This window comes from Isosphaeraceae bacterium EP7, from assembly GCA_038400315.1.
Lineage (GTDB): Bacteria > Planctomycetota > Planctomycetia > Isosphaerales > Isosphaeraceae > EP7.
In genome coordinates this window covers 37,506-58,104 of record CP151669.1, presented here as the reverse complement: position 1 = coordinate 58,104, position 20,599 = coordinate 37,506, and the positions used below count along the sequence as shown (strand labels likewise).

17 protein-coding genes and 2 pseudogenes are annotated in these 20,599 nt (G+C 67.4%); 11 read left to right on the top strand and 8 right to left on the bottom strand.

What is annotated here, in order from left to right; all coding sequences use genetic code 11:
* Window positions 1-285: 285 nt before the first annotated feature.
* Both EP7_RS28250 and EP7_RS28245 read left to right on the top strand, forming a co-directional pair.
* A complete protein-coding gene (locus tag EP7_RS28250; RefSeq protein WP_463528563.1) occupies window positions 286-1,797 on the top strand; it encodes an RNA polymerase sigma factor in 1,512 nt (503 codons plus the stop codon).
* A 118-nt stretch (window positions 1,798-1,915) separates the two neighbouring features.
* The gene (locus EP7_RS28245) at window positions 1,916-2,239 is read left to right on the top strand and encodes a hypothetical protein (RefSeq protein ID WP_463528562.1); all 324 of its coding nucleotides are present in this window, start codon (window positions 1,916-1,918) and stop codon (window positions 2,237-2,239) included.
* Between the two features lie 22 nt (window positions 2,240-2,261).
* Here the strand turns inward: EP7_RS28245 and EP7_RS28240 are convergent, their stop codons facing one another.
* Window positions 2,262-2,441 carry a hypothetical protein gene (locus tag EP7_RS28240; RefSeq protein ID WP_463528561.1) on the bottom strand — a complete coding sequence of 60 codons (180 nt, stop codon included), beginning with the start codon at window positions 2,439-2,441 and terminating at the stop codon, window positions 2,262-2,264.
* Between the two features lie 293 nt (window positions 2,442-2,734).
* On the opposite strand from EP7_RS28240, the gene EP7_RS28235 reads away from it, so the two are divergent.
* Together EP7_RS28235 and EP7_RS28230 are read left to right on the top strand one after the other, a co-directional pair.
* Window positions 2,735-4,774 carry a hypothetical protein gene (locus EP7_RS28235; protein WP_463528560.1) on the top strand — a complete coding sequence of 680 codons (2,040 nt, stop codon included), beginning with the start codon at window positions 2,735-2,737 and terminating at the stop codon, window positions 4,772-4,774.
* Between the two features lie 375 nt (window positions 4,775-5,149).
* Window positions 5,150-5,425, top strand: a complete 276-nt coding sequence (locus tag EP7_RS28230; protein WP_463528559.1) for a hypothetical protein — start codon at window positions 5,150-5,152, stop codon at window positions 5,423-5,425.
* An 86-nt stretch (window positions 5,426-5,511) separates the two neighbouring features.
* Here EP7_RS28230 and EP7_RS28225 read toward each other — a convergent pair whose 3' ends face one another.
* From EP7_RS28225 to EP7_RS28215, 3 genes are all read right to left on the bottom strand, one after another.
* Window positions 5,512-5,901: a hypothetical protein gene (locus tag EP7_RS28225; protein WP_463528558.1), complete on the bottom strand. Its 390-nt coding sequence runs from the start codon at window positions 5,899-5,901 to the stop codon at window positions 5,512-5,514.
* A gap of 268 nt (window positions 5,902-6,169) precedes the next feature.
* Window positions 6,170-8,920 carry a PAS domain S-box protein gene (locus EP7_RS28220; protein ID WP_463528557.1) on the bottom strand — a complete coding sequence of 917 codons (2,751 nt, stop codon included), beginning with the start codon at window positions 8,918-8,920 and terminating at the stop codon, window positions 6,170-6,172.
* Window positions 8,921-9,395: 475 nt separating this feature from the next.
* Window positions 9,396-10,085 carry a hypothetical protein gene (locus EP7_RS28215; protein WP_463528556.1) on the bottom strand — a complete coding sequence of 230 codons (690 nt, stop codon included), beginning with the start codon at window positions 10,083-10,085 and terminating at the stop codon, window positions 9,396-9,398.
* Between the two features lie 979 nt (window positions 10,086-11,064).
* On the opposite strand from EP7_RS28215, the gene EP7_RS28210 reads away from it, so the two are divergent.
* The 3 genes and pseudogenes from EP7_RS28210 to EP7_RS28200 all read left to right on the top strand — a co-directional run bounded on the left by EP7_RS28210 (window position 11,065) and on the right by EP7_RS28200 (window position 13,867).
* Entirely contained in the window at window positions 11,065-12,366 is a 1,302-nt protein-coding gene (locus EP7_RS28210; RefSeq protein ID WP_463528555.1) for an alpha/beta hydrolase, read from the top strand.
* A 347-nt stretch (window positions 12,367-12,713) separates the two neighbouring features.
* A pseudogene (locus tag EP7_RS28205) lies at window positions 12,714-13,121 on the top strand (helix-turn-helix domain-containing protein); the annotation flags it as partial.
* 74 nt (window positions 13,122-13,195) lie between these two features.
* Window positions 13,196-13,867 carry an IS630 family transposase gene (locus EP7_RS28200; RefSeq protein WP_463528381.1) on the top strand — a complete coding sequence of 224 codons (672 nt, stop codon included), beginning with the start codon at window positions 13,196-13,198 and terminating at the stop codon, window positions 13,865-13,867.
* 4 nt (window positions 13,868-13,871) lie between these two features.
* Here the strand turns inward: EP7_RS28200 and EP7_RS28195 are convergent, their stop codons facing one another.
* Both EP7_RS28195 and EP7_RS28190 read right to left on the bottom strand, forming a co-directional pair.
* Window positions 13,872-14,414 (bottom strand): transposase, encoded by a 543-nt coding sequence (locus EP7_RS28195; RefSeq protein WP_463528596.1) that lies wholly within the window; start codon window positions 14,412-14,414, stop codon window positions 13,872-13,874.
* Window positions 14,415-14,422: 8 nt separating this feature from the next.
* The gene (locus EP7_RS28190; RefSeq protein ID WP_463525294.1) at window positions 14,423-14,917 is read right to left on the bottom strand and encodes a helix-turn-helix domain-containing protein; all 495 of its coding nucleotides are present in this window, start codon (window positions 14,915-14,917) and stop codon (window positions 14,423-14,425) included.
* A 163-nt stretch (window positions 14,918-15,080) separates the two neighbouring features.
* Between EP7_RS28190 and EP7_RS28185 the strand changes: the two genes are divergently transcribed.
* Window positions 15,081-16,213, top strand: a protein-coding gene (locus EP7_RS28185) for an IS630 family transposase (RefSeq protein WP_463528554.1) whose coding sequence is annotated in 2 segments (ribosomal slippage) — window positions 15,081-15,522 and window positions 15,522-16,213 — 1,134 coding nt in all. Because the reading frame shifts where the segments join, the coding sequence is not laid out codon by codon here.
* An 11-nt stretch (window positions 16,214-16,224) separates the two neighbouring features.
* Window positions 16,225-16,479: pseudogene (locus EP7_RS28180) on the top strand (transposase); the annotation flags it as partial.
* 4 nt (window positions 16,480-16,483) lie between these two features.
* On the opposite strand, the gene EP7_RS28175 reads toward EP7_RS28180, so the two are convergent.
* On the bottom strand, window positions 16,484-17,443 hold the full coding sequence (locus EP7_RS28175) for a hypothetical protein (protein WP_463528553.1): 960 nt from the start codon (window positions 17,441-17,443) through the stop codon (window positions 16,484-16,486).
* 259 nt (window positions 17,444-17,702) lie between these two features.
* Here EP7_RS28175 and EP7_RS28170 point away from each other — a divergent pair, with 259 nt between their 5' ends.
* Window positions 17,703-18,191, top strand: coding sequence for a cupin domain-containing protein (locus EP7_RS28170; protein ID WP_463528504.1), 489 nt, complete (start codon window positions 17,703-17,705; stop codon window positions 18,189-18,191).
* Between the two features lie 608 nt (window positions 18,192-18,799).
* Here the strand turns inward: EP7_RS28170 and EP7_RS28165 are convergent.
* Window positions 18,800-19,750, bottom strand: a complete 951-nt coding sequence (locus EP7_RS28165; RefSeq protein ID WP_463528552.1) for a hypothetical protein — start codon at window positions 19,748-19,750, stop codon at window positions 18,800-18,802.
* A gap of 416 nt (window positions 19,751-20,166) precedes the next feature.
* Here EP7_RS28165 and EP7_RS28160 point away from each other — a divergent pair, with 416 nt between their 5' ends.
* Window positions 20,167-20,574, top strand: a complete 408-nt coding sequence (locus EP7_RS28160; RefSeq protein WP_463528551.1) for a TadE/TadG family type IV pilus assembly protein — start codon at window positions 20,167-20,169, stop codon at window positions 20,572-20,574.
* The last annotated feature ends 25 nt before the right edge of the window (window positions 20,575-20,599 follow it).

Genomic DNA, 20,599 nt, shown 5'->3' with positions numbered 1-20,599 from the left:
TGTCAGGCCCTCCGTGTTCAGCCGGTGTACGATCCACCGGATCGTAACGGAGTCCCTATCGGCGAGCTGGTGGACGGTACACCAGGGCTTTCGCTGGGAGCACGAAACGGGGGCCGGTGTACGATGCACCGCCGGCACGGTCGGCAGCCCGGATGCCTGGCGGTGGACGATACACCGCCGCACAGAAAGCATTGGCGTGATCTCGCGAAATTCGGGAACCTTCAGCCATCGACGCGCCCGTCTACTGAGTGGGGCAGGGCGGGCCAAGAGTCGGGAGGGGATCGGGTGGCATCCAGCCGAGGGGAGGGAGCGGCGAGAGATCTGGCCAGCCTCTTAGGGCTGGGGGCCGCGGGCTCGTTGACCGACGGCCGGCTCGTCGGCCGGTTCGCCGACGGCATCGGGCCGGGCTCCGAGCAGGCCTTCGCCGCCCTGGTCGATCGCCACGGCCCCATGGTCATGGCCACCTGCCGATCCGTCCTCCGCGACGAGCACGACGCTCGCGACGCCTGCCAGGCCACCTTCCTCGTCCTGGCGCGCAAGGCGCGATCGATGCGCGACGACGGGTCCATCGGACCGTGGCTCCACCGGGTCGCGTTCCGATCCGCGCGTGCATCCAAGGCGATGGCCGAACGGCGGCGTGGCCATGAGAGGGTTGCCGCCGGCAGGAACCGGGAGAAAGTCACTCCCGCCGACGTCCTGGGACCCGTCGCCGGGGTCGTCCACGAGGAGATCGGACGGCTGCCCGAACGCTACCGAGGCCCGATCGTCCTCTGCGAGCTGGAGGGCCACCCCCTCGAGCACGCCGCTCACTCACTGGGATGCCCCGTCGGAACCATCAAAAGTCGGTTGTCCAGGGGGCGTCTCATCCTACGCGACCGCCTGGCAGGACGGGGGCTTGACCCGTCCAAGGCCGTCGGCATCGCCGTCGGGCTCGGGCGAGTCGCCGTCCCCGCCGAGATGGTCGCCAACCTCGCACGCTCGGCCGTGCTGGTCCGAGCCGGCCTCGGACTCGCCACGGGCCTGGTCCCCGCCGCCGCCATCGAATCCGCATCACTGGTCCTCGGGAGCTTCTCCATGATCACGATCAAGACGATCCTCATGGCCTCCGTCGCGGCGGCACTCATCGGCGTCGGGGCGGCCGCCGACCCCCAGCAGCGAGGGGAGACTCAACCCACGACGACCACGACACAGGCCGGAGGACTCGCCCCGACGCCGAACCTGGATGCGCCGAGGCCGGCCGTCAAGGAGACGATCCCCTCGGCGACCTCGGACGAGGTCAGGCGGATCCAGGCCGTGCTCGACCAACTCCAGGCGAGAGTCCGCCAGCTCGAGGCCAGGCCCGAGAGCACCCTAGCACCCACCCCCATCGGCGCGCCGATCGGCAAGACCGAGGCCCGCGCCGGCACCTACGGGTTCGACGACAAGGGCGAGTTCGTCGAGACCACGGCCGAGACCCCCAAGGCGGCAGTCCCGAATCGGGACAATACGAGGCGCGACTCGATCCTCCCCAGGCCCGATACTGCCCCCGCACCCGCACCCCCCGCTCTTAACGGCGTCATCGTATTCAAAGGCGAGCCCGTGGACGGCGGGAAGGTCATCTTCCACCTCGCGGACGGCGAATTCGTCGGCGGCAAGATCGAGCATGGAGTGTATAAGATCACGCGAGTCCCGGTCGGGACCTGGCGGGTGTCGATCGAGGGCAAGGGCATGCCCGGGAAGTACTCGTCGGAGGAGGCCACGCCCCTCACGGTCCAGGTGAACGAGGGAAAGAACACCTTCGACTTCGAACTGAATTGATCATCCGGCGGACGAGCGCCGCTCTGATTTTCGTGGAGACCCCGCGTCAGACCAATCCGGACGCCTTCGGGATCTCAGGCCTCGGCTGGTCCCCGCTTTGCTCTCCCACGATGGGTCGATGAGCCGGGACTTGCCGGCCGACCCGGGGGGAGGACTGATGGTGGCACGCCTACTGACCGAGCCCGAGCGGGAGAGAATGCGGGGCATGATCCGCCGCCCGCGCAGCCGCAAGCAGCTCTACCGGGCCGAGGCACTCATCGCGCTCGACGAAGGGCAGCCCATCGCGGCCGTCGTGCGAAAGTTCCGCGTGGGCATCGAACGCGTCGAGCCCTGGGTCGCAGGCTTTCAGGAGAAGCGGCTGGCCTACCTCACCGAGCCCGACGGGGCCAGGTCCAAGGATGGCCATCCGGATGAGCCCGACGACGATCGGGACGTGGACTAGGCGGTCGGGCCTTGGTCAGCCATCACCGGGCCGCCACCGCCCCCAGGATCTGCCGACGCTTCCGCATCCCCACCGCCGCGTTGATCATCTTGTTCTCCGGTAGGGCCCGGCCCGTCCGCGTCAGGTGCTCAAGCACCATCGGGATCAGGTATGCCGGCACCGTCGAGGGGGCGACGTTGTTCTCGCGCTGCGACCTGGTCACCTACTTATTGTCGATCGCGTATCGACCATCTGTCTCGTCGCGCGATCATGCATTTCTGGATGCTTGACCCGGGTTTCGCCGCCTCGCTAGAATCCCCACGCCTGCGTCGAGAATCGACTCGAATGGCCCTCAAGTTGATCAGGCGTGGGGACGAACCCACGCCCATGTCCGACCGACACCGCCTGCCCTAGACCGCCAGACTTCGACACGTCGAGGACGCGAGCCGCCGTGGCATGCGCCCTCGGAATCGATGCACCATCGCCGCCCGCGACCCGGGCGAGCCGGAGGGTTTCATGCGCGCCCGATCTAGCCGACGACGCAGGCAGTCGTTCTCTCTGGAGCCGCTCGAGTCGCGGACAGTCCTCAGCGCAACGCCTCAGAACCTGCTCGTCAGCTCATCCTGGGAGGGCACGATCCTGGAATTCACGCCCTCCGGGCAATATGTCGGAGGGCTCCCCGTCCCCCAGCTCGACGGCGGAGCCCGCGACCTGATCCAGGACGCATCGGGCAAAATTCAACTCTTTAACGGAACATTCAATCCCTCGCTGAGCACCTACGACCCCGCCTCCTCGAGCTGGTCGCACATGACGCATCCCGGCTGGAGCTCCGTCGGCAACCTCACCTACGGCGGCATCGACGTGTCGGGCCCCTGGGTCTTCGCCACCGACTCCATGACGTACAGCGGCGGGGAGGCGCAGGGCATGATCCGCTTCGACCCGGCGAACGGGACGTCGCTGCGGTTCGCCGAGCACGCCGAATTCAACGACCTCGACGTCGGCCTGGATGGACGGCTCTACGGGCTGGCCGGCAACACGCTGTACGTCTATGACCCGGAGAGCCTGGAGCTGCGCGAGACGATCGCGCTGCCGCTCTATTCGGATGACAGCCGCGAGATCGCCGTCGACGCCAACGGCGACCTCTTCGTCGGGACTTTGCAGAACCAGATCCTGCACTACGACCCCACCGGGACGACGTTGCTGAACAGCATCACCCTGGCGACCGGCCTCTACGACATGGACCTCGCCGAGGACGGGCGGATCGCGGCCGTCGCCTGGGGCAACGTGACGCTGACCGACACCTCGCTCAGCTGGCAGACGGGCTTCCCGACCGGCGGGGGTCCGAGCTACATCGCATTCGGCCACATCCCCCAGCCGCCCAATGCCGGCGGGCCTTACTATACCGTCGAGGGCGGGAGCGTCTCCCTCGATGCCTCAGGCGCCGTCGAGGAAGGGGAGGACCCCGCCGCCCTGACCTTCGAGTGGGACCTGGACTACGACGGATCCGCGTTCCAGGCCGACGCCACGGGCCTGCAGCCAACGGTCGGCTTCCCCGAGAGCTTCGCCCCCCGGACCATCGCGCTGAGGGTGAGCGATGCCGATGGGGCGGTCCGCACCGTGCTTTCGACCCTGGAAGTCGCCAACCTCGCCCCGGCGATCACCTCGGCGACGACAAGCTCCCCCCCTCCCACGGGCGGGGCGAAGGAAGGAGACGTTGTCACGGTGACGGCAGGATTTGCCGACCCCGGGGTCCTGGATACATTCACGGCCATCATCGACTGGGGCGACGGGTCCCCGGCCGAGTCTTTCGCCTATCCGGCCGGGACCACGACCTTGACCCAGGGCCACCTCTATCGCGACGGCGGCCAGTACGACATCTCCGTCGTCGTGGCCGATGACGAGAACGCGTACTCCTCGTCATTCTTTGCCCGCGCCGTGGTCGCCGGCTCGAGGCTCAGCGGGACGACCCTGCAGATCTACGGGACCGAGGGGGCCGACACCCTCACGATCGGGCGGGTCAACGACACGACCGCCAAGGTGCAGGGCTCATTCATCTCCGGGACGAAGTTCTATGACCTGGTCTGGGTCGACCAGATCCAGGTCTTCCTGGGCGGTGGCAACGACCGGGCGACGATGGCCGCGGCGATCGCGAAGCCGGCGTACTTCGACGGCGGCAACGGCAAGGACATCATCACCGGCGGCGGCGGGCCGAACGTCATGCAGGGCGGAGACGGTGACGACCAATTAACCGGAAGCTCGGGCCGCGACCTGCTGATCGGCGGTCGCGGCGCGGACAAGCTCACGGGTGGAGGCGGCGAGGACATCCTGATCGGCGGCACGAGCGTCTACGACACCGACTACGGGACCCTGCTCTACCTCATGGGTGAATGGAACGGTCCGGGTGACTTCTGGTCCCGGACCCGCCTCCTCCGGAATTCCCTCAACACCACGACGGTTCTCGACGACGGGGCCGTCGACGACCTGGGCGGCGGAAACGACCTCGACTGGTTCTTCGCGGGGACGCGGGACAAGACGGACCGCCGCAAGAACGAATAACTAAACCGGTCATGGGGGGAGGCGAGGGGCCGCGACGGTGCGGCCCCTCGACTCGGGGATGGAGCGGGGCATGGCGGCCACGGGTGGCGAGGTGATCGGATCGCTTATTTCATGACGAAACTATCTGTTTAATACTACACTCGATAATGACATAAGTCCAGCGGATTCCCGGGATTCGGGCAGAATTTCGGTGCGTCCCTTACCTGTGCGCGAAACCCGCGAGACCCGGCCATGAGAGAACTGCGAATCGCCGTCGGCACACTGCTCGCCATGGGAAGCGCGTGGCTACTGATGGTAACCCTCGGATTCTCCACGCTCGCGGCGGTAGGCCTGTAGGACGGCAGCCCGGAGTGGTGGCTGGCTGTCTTCAAGGCATTGCTCGGGACGCCGGATGTCTTCATCGACATCGCGGGGGTGATCGGCGGCCTCTGCCTCCGCCTCGACCGACCGGGCCTGCGGATGACGAAGCGAAGGCTGATGGCCCTGGCCGGCATCCCCGCCGTACTCCTGGGGCTCTTCTTGCGGGCGGCCATTCAGGAGAGGCAGTGGATCGAAAGTCGCACGGCCAACCCGGACGGGACGAGCCACGTCGTGAAGGAATACCGCAACTGGTTCGGAGCGACCCGGACGGTCGAGACCGACAAGCCGTAGCCGAGGTTCGTCGAATTCGCTTGTCGGAGTCGCCCTCCCATCCCCGTACTCTCAGCTCGATGCAGACCAGGTGGAGGTTGCGGCCCTCAGTAAGGCGCCGGCTCCCACCCGTAATGATCCGGAGACGGCGGGTTCCGACCCTCGCCCACATACTCCGCCGCCTCGCCCAGTTCCATGAACTGGCGGCCCACGCAGATCCAACGGCCCGGCAGTTCGGACTTGCCGAGCGTCAGCCGGTAGACCACCACCGGACCACGACGATCGGCCATCCGCCCCACCGCGTAGGCGATCCCGCATTGCCAACTCGCCCGGAACGGGATGGACGCGTCGGCCGGGTCGACCGGATGCAGGCCGATGCAGCCCGGCAGGTTGTCGCGCCCGCGGATCGGGCCGTCCGCGGGGCCACACGACGACCAGAATGGGCCGATCGGAAGCACCAGGGCAGGGGGATCGGGGGCGATGGGCTCGTGAGGCACGTCGCCAAGCTATGAGGAACGCCCGTCCACCGCAATCCGTGCGACCTCGAAGGGGGTTACTTCTGGTAACCCCCCTGAGCCTGGAGCCATTCTCCAGGGGGCGTCAGTGGCCCCCTTTGGCGGCAGGGGAAGCTCGGCCGGCCGGACGCTTGGGGTCATCAGTAGTGAGACGAGCCGAGGCAAGGGAGGGCAAGGGGGTCATCAGCTGTTCCCTCCTGATTACCAAGATCGGCCGCGGGGAGGCCCGGCACGGGACAGAAATGGTCGGTCAGAAGGCGTGCGTGAGGAGCGAGACAAGCCGGTCGAAGTCCACCGGCTTGACCAGGTGATGGTCGAAGCCCGCTTCGCGGGACCGGCGACGGTCCTCGTCCTGCCCGTAACCCGACACGGCGATGACGACCGACGCTGTGCAGCACGGCTCAGACCGGAGCCGACGGGCCACCTCGTAGCCGTCCATGCCGGGAAGGCCGATATCCAGGAGCACGAACTCCGGCTTGAAGAGCCGGGCCGTGTCGATGGCCGAGGCCCCGTCGTGGGCCGACTCGACCTCGTTGCCGAGGAGCTTCAGAAGCCGGACGAGGCCGCGTGCCGTGTCCACGTTGTCGTCGACCACGAGGATCCGCGACCCGCGGAGTCCCGGCGCGGCGACACCCCCGGGACCGGCAGGCAGGGGGGCGGGACGAGAGGCCGCAGGCAAGCGGACGGCGAAGGTGCTCCCCTTGCCCGGCCCGTCGCTCCTGGCGGAGACGCTTCCGCCGTGCATCTCGGCCAGCTTCTGCACGATGGTCAGCCCGATGCCGAGTCCCCCCTCGGAGCGGGCGATGGAGCGTTCCCCCTGGGCGAACAGCTCGAACATCTGCGGCAGCTTCTCGGCCGGGATGCCGATGCCATCGTCCTCGATGCTGATGACGACCTGGTCGCCCTGACGCTCGCCGACGAGACGAATCCGCCCGCCGTTGTCCGAGTACTTGGCCGCGTTCGTCAGCAGGTTCACTACGATTTGCTCGACGCGGGTCGCGTCGGCTCGCAGGTGGAGCGCCCCCTCCTCGAACTCGGTGACCAGCCGGTGCTTCCGCTCACGGATGAGCGGCTCGACCGACTCGATGGCCTGCCTCAGGATGGTCCCCGCGTCGCACAGCTCACGCCTCAGGCGAATCTTGCCGCTCGTGATGCGGGAGACGTCCAGCAGATCGTCGATGAGCCGGGCCAGCTGCCTCGTCTGCCGCTCGATGATGTCCTTCGCGAAGGCGACGTTCTCCGGGTCGCTCGACATCTTCAGGACGGTCGCGGCGTTGCCGACGGCGGCCAGCGGGTTCCTCAGCTCGTGGGCCAGCATGGCAAGGAACTCGTCCTTCCGCCGGCCGTTCTCGCGGAGGGCGGACTCGGCCTCCCTGAGCCTGGTCGAGTCGAAGAAATAGCAGGCCACGCCCGGCCGCCCGTCGGGCAGGGTGACGCGGTGGAGTTCCCACTCGTAACCCTCCACCCGGTCTTTGTCCGCCCGCGGGTTGACGAATTCCTTCGAGTGATAAGGCTCGCCCGCGACGAGCGTGTGGCGGAATGCCCGGATCACATCGGCGGCGACCGCCTCGGGCCAGAGGATCCGCATGGCCTCGTCGAAGGGCCGCCCGATGACCGGGCTGACGTTGACGAACGCCCCCTCCTGCGACCCCCGGTTCATCGTGGCGATGCGGAAGTCGGCATCGACGATGTAGATGCCGAAGGGGCACTGCTGGACCAGTTCATAGAGCAGGCTGAGGCTCTGCTTGGCCTCCCCCTCACTCGCTCGTAGCCGGTCCTCGGCCTGCTTGCGGTCGTGGATGTCGATGACCGAGCCCACGTACCCCAGGTACTCGCCCTCCGGCGAGAACCTCGGGCGGCCGATGTCGATGCCCCAGCGATACGCTCCGTCGGCCCGGCGGAAGCGATACTCGCAGCGGAACATCTCCCGCCGGGCGTTCGACTCCACGAAGAGACGTCCGGCGTCCTCGCGGTCCTCGGGATGGACGGCGTCGAGCCAGCCGAACCCGAGGGCCTCGCCCTCTCTCTGGCCGGTGAACTCATACCAGCCCTGGGAGAGGAACGAGCACGTGCCATCCGGCTCGGTGACCCAGAGCATCGCCGGGGCGGCGTCGGCGAAGCTGGCGAAACGCCGCTCGCTGGCCGAGAGGGCCTGCTCGGCCCGTCGCTGCTCGCTCGCGTCGTGGAAGACGAGGACGACCCCCGTGATGTGTCCATCGTCGCCCAGGATGGGGGCGGCACTATCCTCGATGGGACATTCGCTCCCGTCCTTCGCGACGAGCACGGTATGGTTGGCGAGCCCCTGAATCCTGCCCGTGGCGAAGACCGTATCGACCGGGTTGGGCACGGGGTCGCGGGTCGCTTCATTGAGGATGACGAACACCGAATCGAGCGGCAGACCTCTCGCCTGGGCGAAAGCCCAGCCGGTCAACGCCTCGGCGACGGCGTTCATGAAGACGACCCGGCCCGCGAAGTCCGTGGCGATGACCGCGTCGCCGATGCTGTTGAGGGTCGTGGAGAACCACTCGCCGGATTGCCTGAGGGCCTCCTCAGCCAGCTTCTGCTCGTTGCCCTCCCTCCGCAGGCGGACGACCTCCGTGACGTCCTCGACGTGGTGGAGGATGTGGGCGACCTCTCCCTCGGGCGACAGCACCGGCGTGTTGAGCGGGCTCCAGTGCCGCTCCTCGAAGCCGCCCCCGGGCAGTTGGATGTCGTACTGCTGGACGGGCATACGGTCCGGGGCCCGGGTCGCCAGGACCCGGACGAGGGAGGCCCGGAGGTTCCGCACGCCGGTCGCGTTGGGGTCGTCGGGGTTGTCGGGGAAGGCGTCGAAGAGGCCCCGCCCAAGTAGTCCCTCCCGCGTGGTGACCGTCGCCCGAAGGTAGGAGTCGCTCACGGCGACGATGGTGAACCGCCCGTCGGGTCGGAGCACGAGGAAGGGTATGGGGACGGCCTCGAAGAGGGCACGGTATTCCGGGGCGAGGCCCGCATCATTGGTCATGAGTGTGATACTTGCATGGGTGGTGCATGATGCGAATTCGGCCGTCATGGCCGTCGGCCTCGTCCGCGAAGTGCCCCGACTTGCACGGACTAGTATAGGTACCAAACTCCTCGCGAGACAGGCAGGCTTTGGCCAGCACCCGGCACAACACAGCCCGATGTGTCTTCTCCGCGCCAGCCGACGACCTGCACCAACTGATCACGCGGGCGTCCGCACGCGGCCGGTAAAGATGGTCGATTTCGATGGCCCGAAATCAGCCTGCGTGCAGGCTGCCGAGCAGGCTGATCGAGTCGCCCGGAACCGGACGATTCGGGATGCTCGATTTTCCCCGCGAGCAGGGCGTTGAGCAGGGAAATCCGATGGCTCTAAAATGGGCGCGCGGAGGCCCCGAAACCATGTCCTGCGCATGCAGGAAATGGTTGACGCTCGTCCACCGGGACGCGACCCACTCAGAAGCCGCTGATCGAACTGAGGCTCAACGCCCGCCCAACTGCCGGCCCAGCATCTCCGCCAGGCTCCCAGGAGCCCGCAGGAGAGATCGCGACGGGACGGAGGCCTTCCGGCCCGACCCAGGGGCCGGCGGGCCCGCCATGCGGGAAGCAAGGGCCTTCTCGGCGATCTTCCGCAAGGGGTCCGACGCCGGCCGGTCCAGCCAGCCCAATGCTGCATAGTCCAGCGGGTCGGGCAGCGGGGTTGGCCCGGTCTTCATCTGGCCATCCGGCCCCGAGCCGTCGAGGCTCAGGTGGGCCGGTTTTTCTTCTCTCTCTTCTGAATCTACTTCGGGTGCAACGGGCAGCACGGGTTGGGGTGAAGCAGTCTTCAGGTCCGGGGTGCAGGGCGTTTCAGGTCGACGCCAGTTCAGGTAGATGATCCTTCCGCTGCGGCTGCCCGGTGCGTCGTCACAGGCCTCACGCGAGATCCAGCCGGAGTGCTCGAGCCTGGCGAGGCTGTACTGGATGGATCGCTCGGAGCATCGCCCGTGATCGGCCAGTGCATGGTTGGACATGGAGGCCCAGTGCTTGGCCCTTGCGTAGCGGAGGATTGCGGCGATGGTGGCCAGGTCCCTGGGCTTGAGACGCGGGTCGTCCTGGAGCCGGTTGGGGAGGGCCGAAAAATGGTCTTTGACAGCGGGCGCGAGGCGCGTAGAATCGACGCAGCTCAACATGGGGGTATCGTCCCATTGAGTAACCAGCCTTGGCGGTGTTGGTGCACCGAACCACGGCAAACCAGAGATACTTGGCCCCGGCGAGAGATTGCACCCTCTCACCGGGGCCATCTCTTTTATCGCGCCCGCCTCTCGCAAGCAACGCGAGGCGGTCAAGATCCGGACGACAACCGGGCTCGTCTCTGGAACGATTCCATTCTTCGAGGCCGATCCTAAGGCCGTCGAGGCGGCCGATTGCGACCACTTTCGTGACAGCACGAAAATGTTCCGAGACCTGTCGGCTAGAGCTGCGACAGCTTCACAGCCAACTGCCGAAGGTCGTCGCGGGTGCTCGGATTGGCCTGGATGGCGGCGATGATCACCCTTGCTTGGACCAGCCTCAGTCGCCGTGGGCGGCGTCACTTGGGACTCCTTGCGCGGCAACGATACCGTGGCGATTTCGCGGATGGTTTTCGCGACGGCCGCGGTGTACGATCTCGTTCCTCTGTGGCATTCGGATGAGCCGATTTCGTCGCGCTCCTGCCCCGACATGCCCGGATGGGGTGCGGCCTGCATGGTTCTCTCGTGGATCACGAGCATGATGTCCGGAAATCATGCCGTTGCAGATTCGGCACGAACCTGGCGAGGGGCAGTCCGACTCCGGCCATCGAGACGACTCGGTCCGCAATCTCCGCGAGTTGCCAATGCGATCCTCTGGACCATCTTCACCCCCGCTGCCCTGTTCGGCTGCATGGGCTCCAGCGAGATGCCTCCCCCTCAAGATCGGACTGTCGGAGCGACGCCCACGTCCGGGGACCGCCCACCGACCATGGATCCTCCGAGGGATCCCGCGACTACCACGATCGAGGCAACCGCACCGGCCACGGCGGCACCGGATGCCCCGAAATCCGACCCCCCGACCGCGGAGCCTCCGGATGCCCCGAAATCCGACCCCCCGACCGCGGAGCCTCCGGATGCCCCTAAGGGTGACCCTGCTCCCGTGGATTATCCGAAGGATGCCCCTAAGGGTGACCCTCCCCAACCCTTACCCCCTCGGTTCGATCCGCCGGAGGCCTCGAAGGAGCCCGTCGCCGACGAAGTCTCCGTCTTCTACGGGACCGATCGGCGTCCACTCGGTCCCGCGGCCGCAGCCGACGCGGGCGACTCATCCAGTTTGAGGACCGCGGCGCAGGCCGCCTGCCTTGCCCTGGCCGGCATTGCATCGCTCGTGGCGGTCGTGACCGGGCGAGCAACCCTCAGGGCGGCCCTGCTTGCAACTGCCGTCCTGGGTGTCGTCGGATGCGTCTCGGCCCGGATGTGGCTGGGGAAGAGGCGGGAGATCCCAGCCGTCGCCGATGGGAAGCCGATCGGATATGGGCCCGACCGTGGCGAGGTCCGATACGGGTTGTGTCGCGTCACCATCCCACGCGACCACAGGCTCGGCGTGCTCGAGTCTCCATCGATCTTCCGCCTGGAATTCGCCACGGACCCGGCCCGGCACGTCGGCCTGGCCGACGTTGCCGAGTATCCCGTCGACAAATTTCACGCCCGGCTCCGGGCCTCCCTCGACGAGCACCAGAAGGCCCGCGGCAAGCGGCAACTCCTCGTCTTCATCCACGGGTTCAACAACAGCTTCGAGTATGCCGCCCGGCGCACCGCGCAGCTCGCCTACGACCTGGAGTACGAGGGCGTCGCTATGTTCTGGAGCTGGCCGTCGCAGGGCCAGATCGCCAGCTATGCCCACGACGAGAACAACGTCCGCTGGACCGAGCCGCACCTGGAGCGATTCCTGCGCGAGGTGTCCGCCCGCTCGGGGGCCGAGACGATCCACCTGATCGCGCATAGCATGGGCAATCGCTGCCTGACGGAGGCACTGCGCCGACTGTCCACCGGGGCGGGCATCCCGGCGGCGGTGCGCGAGGTCGTCCTGACGGCGCCGGACATCGACGCCGAGACGTTCGCCGAGGACGTGGCTCCGGCGATCGTCGGACCGGGCCATCGCGTGACGCTCTACGCCTCGTCGCGAGATCGCGCGCTGGCCAGCTCCAAGGAATTGCACGGCGGGCCGCGTCTGGGCGAGTCGGGTAATGGGATCGTGATCATCCCTCCGCTGGAGACCATCGACGTCTCGGCGGTGGACACCAGCTTCCTCGGGCACGCCTACTTTGGTGACAACACGTCGGTGATCTCGGACCTGTATTACGTTCTTCGCGGCCATCCCACGTCAAAGCGTGATGGGATCGTGCCCAAGGCGCATTTCGGCAAGGCATACTGGGCGTTCCAGCCGCTGGTCGTGCCGTGACGTCCCCGCACCAGGATGTCGCAAGGCCGGTCAATTCATCCTCGCCGCAAGGATCGGGATGAGCTTTCAGCCCCGTCCATCAGCGTCGCCAGCTTCCCTGCCAACTCCCTCGTGTCCTGACGGCAGATCGGGTCGTCCAGCAGTGCCTCAACGGCCACCTTGACATGGAGCTTTACCTCGGGCTCGACGGGCCAGCTCTGGCGGTGCTTGAGGCACCGAACCGAGGCGAACTGAAACATGGGCCCCGGCCGTAGCTGGCAACTCCTGCCGAGGCCTTTCAGGTTCTAAGTGGTTCATCCGGCAGGTGATTTGCAGGTGGATGGAGGTATCTCCCAGGAGACCTCGCCATGGCCGCCCGCGTCCTTCTCCGCCCGATGACGTCCGAGGAGCAGCAGGCCATCGCCGAGTTGCTCCACTCGCGCACCGCCCCGGTCCGCCTGGTCGAGCGAGCCCGCATCGTCCAGGAGGCCGCCTACGGCCGATCGGCCCCCACCATCGCTGCGGCCCTCGGCTGCTCGCGGCCGACCGTCTATGCTTGGATCCGTCGCTTCAGCGAGCTGGGCATGGCCGGCCTCCAGGAGCGGCCCCGCGCCGGCCGACCGCCGACCTATACCGTCGACCAGCGGGCCGAGGTCCTGGCCGTCGCGCTGACCGCCCCCCAGGACCTGGGCCTGCCCTTCGGCTGCTGGACGCTCGACCGCCTGGAGGCCTACCTCAACGAGCAGAAGGACATCGCCATCAAGCGGAGTCGGATCGACGAGATCCTCGCGGAGGAGGGCCTCCGCTGGCGCAAGCAGGAGACGTGGTTCGGCGAGCGGGTGGACCCCGAATTCGCCGAAAAAAGGGGGCCATCGAGCGACTCTACCGCGAGCCTCCGGCGGATTCGGCGGTCGTCTGCCTCGACGAAATGGGGCCGGAGAGCGCCAAAAGCTTCCCGGGACAGAACCCCCTGCGAACCAAGCCCGAGACGACGGCCGAGGGCAGCCGCCAGCCCGCCGGCCGCGCTCGGCAGGAGGCCGACTACGGCCGCCGCGGCAAGGGTTACGTCTTCGGCGCCTTCCGACCCGCCACTGGCGAAGCCTTCACCCGCCCCTACGACAGCCGCTCGACCCGCAACTGGGTCGAGTTCCTCGGCCAGGTCGAGGCGTGGGTCCCGGCGGACGCCGAACGGGTCTACGCCATCCTCGACAACCTGAGCGCCCACCGCGCCACCGACGTGCTGCTGTTCAGCCTGGCCCATCCCCGCTGGGAGTTCGTCTTCCAGCCAGTCTCCGCGGCGTACCTGAACCTGATCGAGCCGTGGTGGAAGGTGCTGAGAAGCCTGGCGTTGAAGGGCCGCCGGTTCGAGACTTGGGAGGAGATCTGCCAGGCGGTCGAACGAGCGACAGCGTACTGGAACGCGCATCGTCACCCCTTCGTCTGGGGCCGTCGTCGTCGCCATCAACCACGCCGAACGCCGGGAATCGCCGCCGTACCGGGTGTCAGGACACTTGCCGGATGAGCCACTAAGTGGCTAGCCAGAAGTTCTCGGAGAGGATGCGCGCGGTTTGGCGTCGTTGTTTGCCGGTCATGGCCATCAGGTGATCGACGGCACGCTCCAGCGAAACGTCCAGCTCGGGCGTCGGCTCGTTGGCCAGGATCTGCCCCTTGATCTCGCGCCACAGGCCCTCCATCGGGTTGAGCTCCGGGCACGCCGTCGGCAGGAACCGTAGCTCGATGGAGAACTGCTTGGCCAGGGCCCGCGACCGCCTGGCCGTGTGCGGCGAGCCCCGGTCCAGGAACAGCACGATCCGCCAGCCGCGCCAGGTCGAGCGGAAGTGCCGCAGATGGCTCTGGAAACTGTCCTGGTTCCATTGCCCGGCGCGGTCCAGGCGGAGCGTGCCGCGGCCCACGGCGATGGCGCCGAAGAGGACGCGGCGGTCGCGGTTGCCGGTGATCGGCACCTCGGCCTGCTGGCCAGCCCTGGCCCAGGCGGCCCGCAGCGGCGGAGTCTCGGTGAGGATGGTGGCGTCGGAGAAGAGGACGACGGTGCGCGTGCGTCCGGGCAGCCCGCGCCTCAGCCCCCTTTGGCCTGCCGCCAGGTGGGCGATCGGCGCGAGAGGACGAAGCGGGGCCGCTTCCAGCGATAGCCCAGCCCGTGCAAGGCCCGCCGCATGGTGGTGCCGCTGGCCTGCTGGCCTGAGGCCCGGTTCAGGTGGGCCAGCAGCAGGGGCACGGTCCAGTTGGTGTGGCGATAGCCGGCCGCGCGGGGATCCGTCCCCAGGGCGGCCTCGGCCGACTCTTCGGCGGCCCGCCTGGCGGCCGGCGGCCTGCCGGCGCGCGGGCGATCGCCCAGCGACGGGCTTGGATCTCGCTCCTTGGCGAACCGGCCGGCCCAGTTGTAGACGGTCGATCGGCTGACGCCGAGCCGAGCGGCGACGGCGAGCGGCGGCTGGCCGGAATCGAGGTCCAGCAGGGCCAGGGCGCGGTGGATGACGCGGCGGTCGTCGGAGTGACGGGCCAGTCCGCGCAGGTGCTCGCGCTCGGCCGGCTGGAGTGTGATCAGGGCCATGGTCGCGAGTCCTCTGTAGGGCTATCGCAACCATAGGTCAACTCCGGGGAGTCGTCCAATCACTACTGGTGACCTACTTAGTAGATCGTCACTCTTGCTTCGTCGGGTCCGATCCGCGAGTTTATCGGTTGGTGAACATGCGACATCCGGCGGGGAGGCCGTCATGGCCAAGAAGTATCGCGTGACGCTGAAGGCCGAGGAGCGGGGCGAGCTGGAGGCCATGATCTCCCGGGGCAAGGCCGACGCCCGCAAGCTGGCCCACGCCCGCGTCCTGCTCCAGGCCGACGAGGCCGATGGGGGCCCCGCCCGGTCCGACCAGGAGGTCGCCTCGGCCCTCGACCTCAGCACCCGCACCGTCGAGCGAGTCCGCCAGCGATTCGTCGAGGAGGGGCTCGAGTCGGCCCTGATGCCCAAGCCCACCAGGCGCATCTATGCCCGTGCCCTCGACGGCTCGCAGGAGGCCCACCTGATCGCCCTGGCCTGCTCGAAGGCGCCCGATGGCAAGAAGCGGTGGACCTTGCGACTGCTCGCCGAGCGGGTCGTCGAGCTGGGCTACGCCGGGAAGGTCTCGCACGAGACGGTGCGGCGGGCTCTTCAGAAAACGAGCTGAAGCCCCACCTGCGGCGGATGTGGTGCATCCCGCCGAAGCAGTCGGCGGAGTTCGTGCATCACATGGAGGATGTGCTGGAGGTCTACCACCGGCCCTACGACCCGGCGCAGCCGGTGGTCTGCATGGACGAGACGTTCAAGCAGCTCATCGGCGAGGTCCGCCAGCCGCTGCCGCCCGGGCCCGGCCAGGTCGAGCGTTACGACAGCGTCTACACCCGCAACGGCGTGGCCAGCGTATTCCTGGCGTTCGAGCCCCTAGACGGATGGCGCGAGGCGAAGGTCACCGACAGCCGCACGCGGGTCGACTGGGCCCAGTTCATCCGCGAGTTGGTCGACGGCCGGTACCGGGAAGCGGAGCGGGTGGTCCTGGTGATGGATCAGCTCAACACGCACTCACCAGCGAGCCTGTATGAGGCATTCCCGCCCGCAGAGGCGAGGAGGATCGCCGACCGGCTGGAGGTGCATCACACGCCGAAGCACGGCAGCTGGCTGAACATGGCCGAGATCGAGCTGAGCGCGCTATCGCGTGACCTGCCCGATCGGATCGGCGATCGGTCGTCGATGGTGCGGCACGTCGGTGCCTGGAAGGGCCGCAGGAACGGTGCGTGCGTGAAGGCCGATTGGCAATTCACGACCGCCGACGCGAGGACGAAACTCCGCAAGCTCTACCCGACAACCCACGCGTGACAGACCACTAGGTCCTGGAGGTGGTGGACCGCCCGGCGGGCGCGAAGGGGTTCGTCCTGCTGCATCATCGCTGGGTCGTGGAACGCACCTTCGCCTGGCTGGGGCGTTATCGCCGCAACAGCCGGGACTACGAAGGGCGCGTGGAGTCGAGCGAGGCGTTCATCAAGGTGTGCTCGATCCATCGGATGCTCAGGCTCTTGAAGCCCGATCCCGCCGAGGCGACCGCCTATAAATACCCGAGAAAACCGAAGATTATTACCGGATAGACTCTTACTCAGCAGCCGCTTCCTGGCGGCGGGCGACGATCCTGTCCAATGCATCGGGGACCAACCGCTCGGCAAAGCCCGCGGCGAAGGACCAGATCAGGAGCTTGAACCAGTCGATCCCCGCCACCGGACCCGTATGGCGGACGAAATCCGGGAACGACAGATAATCGCCCCCGTGGGCCAGGTCCGGGCCGGCCGTCGCGATCTCGGGGAACGCGATCCCTTTGAGGAGGCCGGCTCCGAAGATCAGGTAGAGGATCGCCGCGAAGATGGCCCCGCTGCACGGGGCCAGAAGCAGGCTCCCCTGCGCCTGCTCCCACGCCAGGCTCGTGGCGATCGGGTCGCCGCCCCCCTGGGCCTTCTCCATCCTGTGCAGGACGCTCATCGTGGCCCCGACCAGGCCCGAGAACAGGACCAGGACCAGCGACGGGTTGTGCTCGCGATGCACGATTGCCAGGTAGGCGATGAAGCACGCGGAGAGGACGAACAGCAGGGCGCTGATGTATCGGATGAAGCGGATCCTGAACCGCTCGCGCACGGGCTGGAGACCGTAGAACCAGTGCAGCTCGCCGACCAGGTGCTCGATATCGGCCCTCACCTCGGGCTCCGGCGCCGTTCGGGGGTCGGGCGGGCTCGAGGCCAGGTAGGCGTCGTATCGAGCCCGGCCGGCCACGTCGCGCAGGCGGTCGCGATACGCCCAGGCGTCGCGCCGCAGGCGGTCGATGTGCCGCAGCTTCAGCAGGGCCAGCTCCAGCGGGTGCAGGTCGGCGCGATGGTGCTTCGGCGACTGGAGGATCGACTCGATGGTCCTCCTCGCGTCGCCGTCTCCCGTGTCCGGCGGCAGCCCCTGGTACTCGGAGACCAAGTAGTCGAAGTAGACCCGGTCGAACTCGTGGAATCGATTCCGGCTGCGGCGGCCGAGGTGGCGGCTCGGCACGCTCGGGCGGTATTCGACGTGACTCATGGAAGCGGCCTTTCGGTACCTCGATGCGATCCCGGCCGCTCGTAGGGCCGGCTCGCTCGCGAGGATCTTCGTCGGGCCCGGGGAACTATTGCCCTCGGAGAATAACGCGGACAAGATGCGACGAGAAAGGTTGACCTACCATGACTCAACTCGACCCCCGCCCGATACGACGCCTCCTACTCCTCGATACCATGATTCTCGTCGCGGTCGGCGTCGAGGGGCACTGAGCCGATTCGACATTTCACATAAGGAGAAGAAAATGCGTGCGAAATCGCTCGCGGCGGGCCTCCTCCTGTCTGCTGTCGCGTGGAACGCGACCGGCCTCCTTGCCCAGCACGCGGACGTCGCGATGAAAGCCGCCGTCAGCCGGCCGGACGATCTTCGTTGGAAGGCGGGCCCGCCTTCCCTGCCGCCTGGGGCCGAATTCGCGGTCCTCGAGGGCGACCCGTCCAAACCCGGACCCTTCGTCTTGCGCATCAAGGTCCCGGACGGCTATCGCATTCCCCTGCACACCCACCCCAAGACGGAACGCGTCACCATCCTCGACGGGACGTTTCGGCTCGGCATGGGCGAGAAATTCGACGCGACCAAGGGCGAGGCTCTGCCGGCCGGGGCCTACGGGACGTGGCCGGCGGGCATGAAACATTACGTCTGGGTCGAGGGCGAGACCATCATCCAGTTGCACGGGGAGGGGCCATGGGCCATCGAGTACGTGAACCCGGACGACGACCCGAGGAAGAAGAAGTAACGCAGGAACGATATGGCTGCCGGGCATGGGGCAAATGAGCAGGGCTAGCCTTCGTCCGAGGCGAGTTGCTCCCATGCTGCCCGGATCACATCGGGCTCATCCCCGTGCGGCCCGCGTGATGGGAACATCGAGGCGGCTTTTGGGGCTCTGATGACTGCTCGGATCGAAGCAACGCCCTTGCGGACACCTATCGGTACATTTTGGCCGGCGTTAGTTCGCCCCGCTCGGGCGAGCATCCGGTAAAGCTCCGGCCGGCCGATCTTCGCTGCACGGGCTGCCTCTGTCCGGGTCATCCCCTGCGCCAGCAGCCGGAGCACCAGCCGGGGGCGCTTCCGCCTCGCCTTGACGCTCAGCATGATCGACCCCTTGAAACCACCGCTCGGGCGAACTGATTTCGACCGCCGAGATTTCAGTTTTTCAGCTCGCCCGCGTCACCGTTGCCCGCTCTTCAACCGAGGGTCCGACCTGGGCCGAGGCCTCGGAGGGGGCAGCACCTTCGGCAACCGGGCGTCGACGCCGGACCGTAGGCACCACAGGCAGACTTCGGAGACAGCCAAGGCCCTCGAGCCGCACCCCGCGCAAGCTCGACCTTGCACCAGCGGCCAGGGTCAGCCCAGCCCCATGATCTGACGGCACGGGGGAGGGGGTACGTCAGGAGGCTCGTAAGTCGCATCGCGCCGCACCTTCCGCTTCTTAAGCAGCGTCGTCCCGAGCTCCAGCGCGATCAGTTCGTCAATGGGCTCCGCCGCGGCCGGGTCGGCCACCTCGCCCATCACGTCCCGATCCTCCTCCGTCAGCGAGACCAGCTTCCACTTCGAACGCTCCTGCTGCGCCCAGCCCCGCGTCACCCACTTGCCCGTGGTCAGGTCGATCACCAGCCCCTGCCGGGAGACCTCGCCCGCGCCCAGGACCACCGCCGGACCGTCCGGGTACTCGGCCCACCGCTTGAACAGGTCGGCGACCCGGTCGAAGTTGTTCGCGAGCATGATCCTGTCCCTCGCGGTGGCGTTGCGAGCGAACCACTCGCGTTCGCCGTAATAACTCACGCTCTGCTCGACCTTGCCGATCTCCTTCATCACCCACCACCAGCCGCCCAACTCGGCGGGGTCGGAAGGGGACTCCCGCTTCGGCCTGGCGATCTGCTGGGGAAGGTCGTCCTCTTCCTCCTCCTCAACATCCGAGAGGAAGGTCGATCGGCCCGTCAGATCGGGCGTGCGGAGGGCCTCGGGCTTCGGCGTCCGCTGTTCGCGGAGATCCCGGGCCACCGCCTGCACCACCTTCGGGCCGTCGGCCACGATGGCCCGCTGCTGCTGCTCGGGCAGCTTGGCGACGGTCGCGGCCGCGGAAACAGCGACCTCATCGCGGTCGACCATCTCGACGAGTTCGGGGACGGCGTGGTCGATGACGGACTTGGACCGCTTCACAGTGTTGAGGCCGACGTTGAGGAGGTCGCCGGCCTCGGCCTGCGAAACAGAGGGTAGTTCAATTGGGCTACCCTCGATCATTGGCCGGTGCTGATTGGTTCCATTGCTGAGGTTGGCCAATCTGCCGGCGATCATCCCCCTCTGTGTCTCGATCAGGTGCATCACGTTCATGTTTGCTGATACGATATAGGCGACCAATTTGTCCGGGTCGCCGTCTCATTCCCGGACGTTCGGCTCGATGCCAAGCTCCTGGCAGGCCCGGTAACGGTTGCGGCCGTCGTGAGTCAGGATGTCGTGCTGCTGGAGGCAACTCCCTCCGGTCTTCACGGTCGCGGGCCCGCACCGGCACGAGCCGACTGGACGGCTCGGTACAGGATGCATCAATTCGCGGAAAGCGCTCTCCGAGCCCAAGGACTGATCGAAATCGGAATCTCGGGGATCACATCGCAAAAATCTGACCTATCCTTCGCATGGAGTCTCCGCAGCTTCCGCCCGCCGCCCTCAAATGGCAGCGGCACTGAATCTCGATAACTCTCCACCAGGAGTGGTTGATGAGGCACACCGTCCGGGGCCGGAGGAAGAAGGCCGCCGCGGCGCTCGAATTGACGATCCTGCTCCCATGGCTTTGCTTGCTGGCCCTGGGAAGCCTCGACATCGGCAGGGTCCTCTCGGCGCACGCGACGATCACCGATTGTGCCCGCAACGGCGCCCTGCACGCGAGCGATGCGACCGCCGCGGCACGGTCCCCCTACGCGAACTATGCGGCCGCCGCGATGGCGGACGGCGCATCGCTGTCGCCGGCGCTGACCGCTTCGAACGTCTCCCTCTCCACGTCCAGCGACAGCTATGGCAGCTACGTCGAGGTGAAGGTCGCCCACGAAGTCCCGCTGCTTTGCGGCGTCCTCTCGGCCTCGACGTGCAAGGTGTCACGCACCGTCAGGATGCGCGTGGCCCCCTAACCGCCGGGATCACCCGGCCGACCCA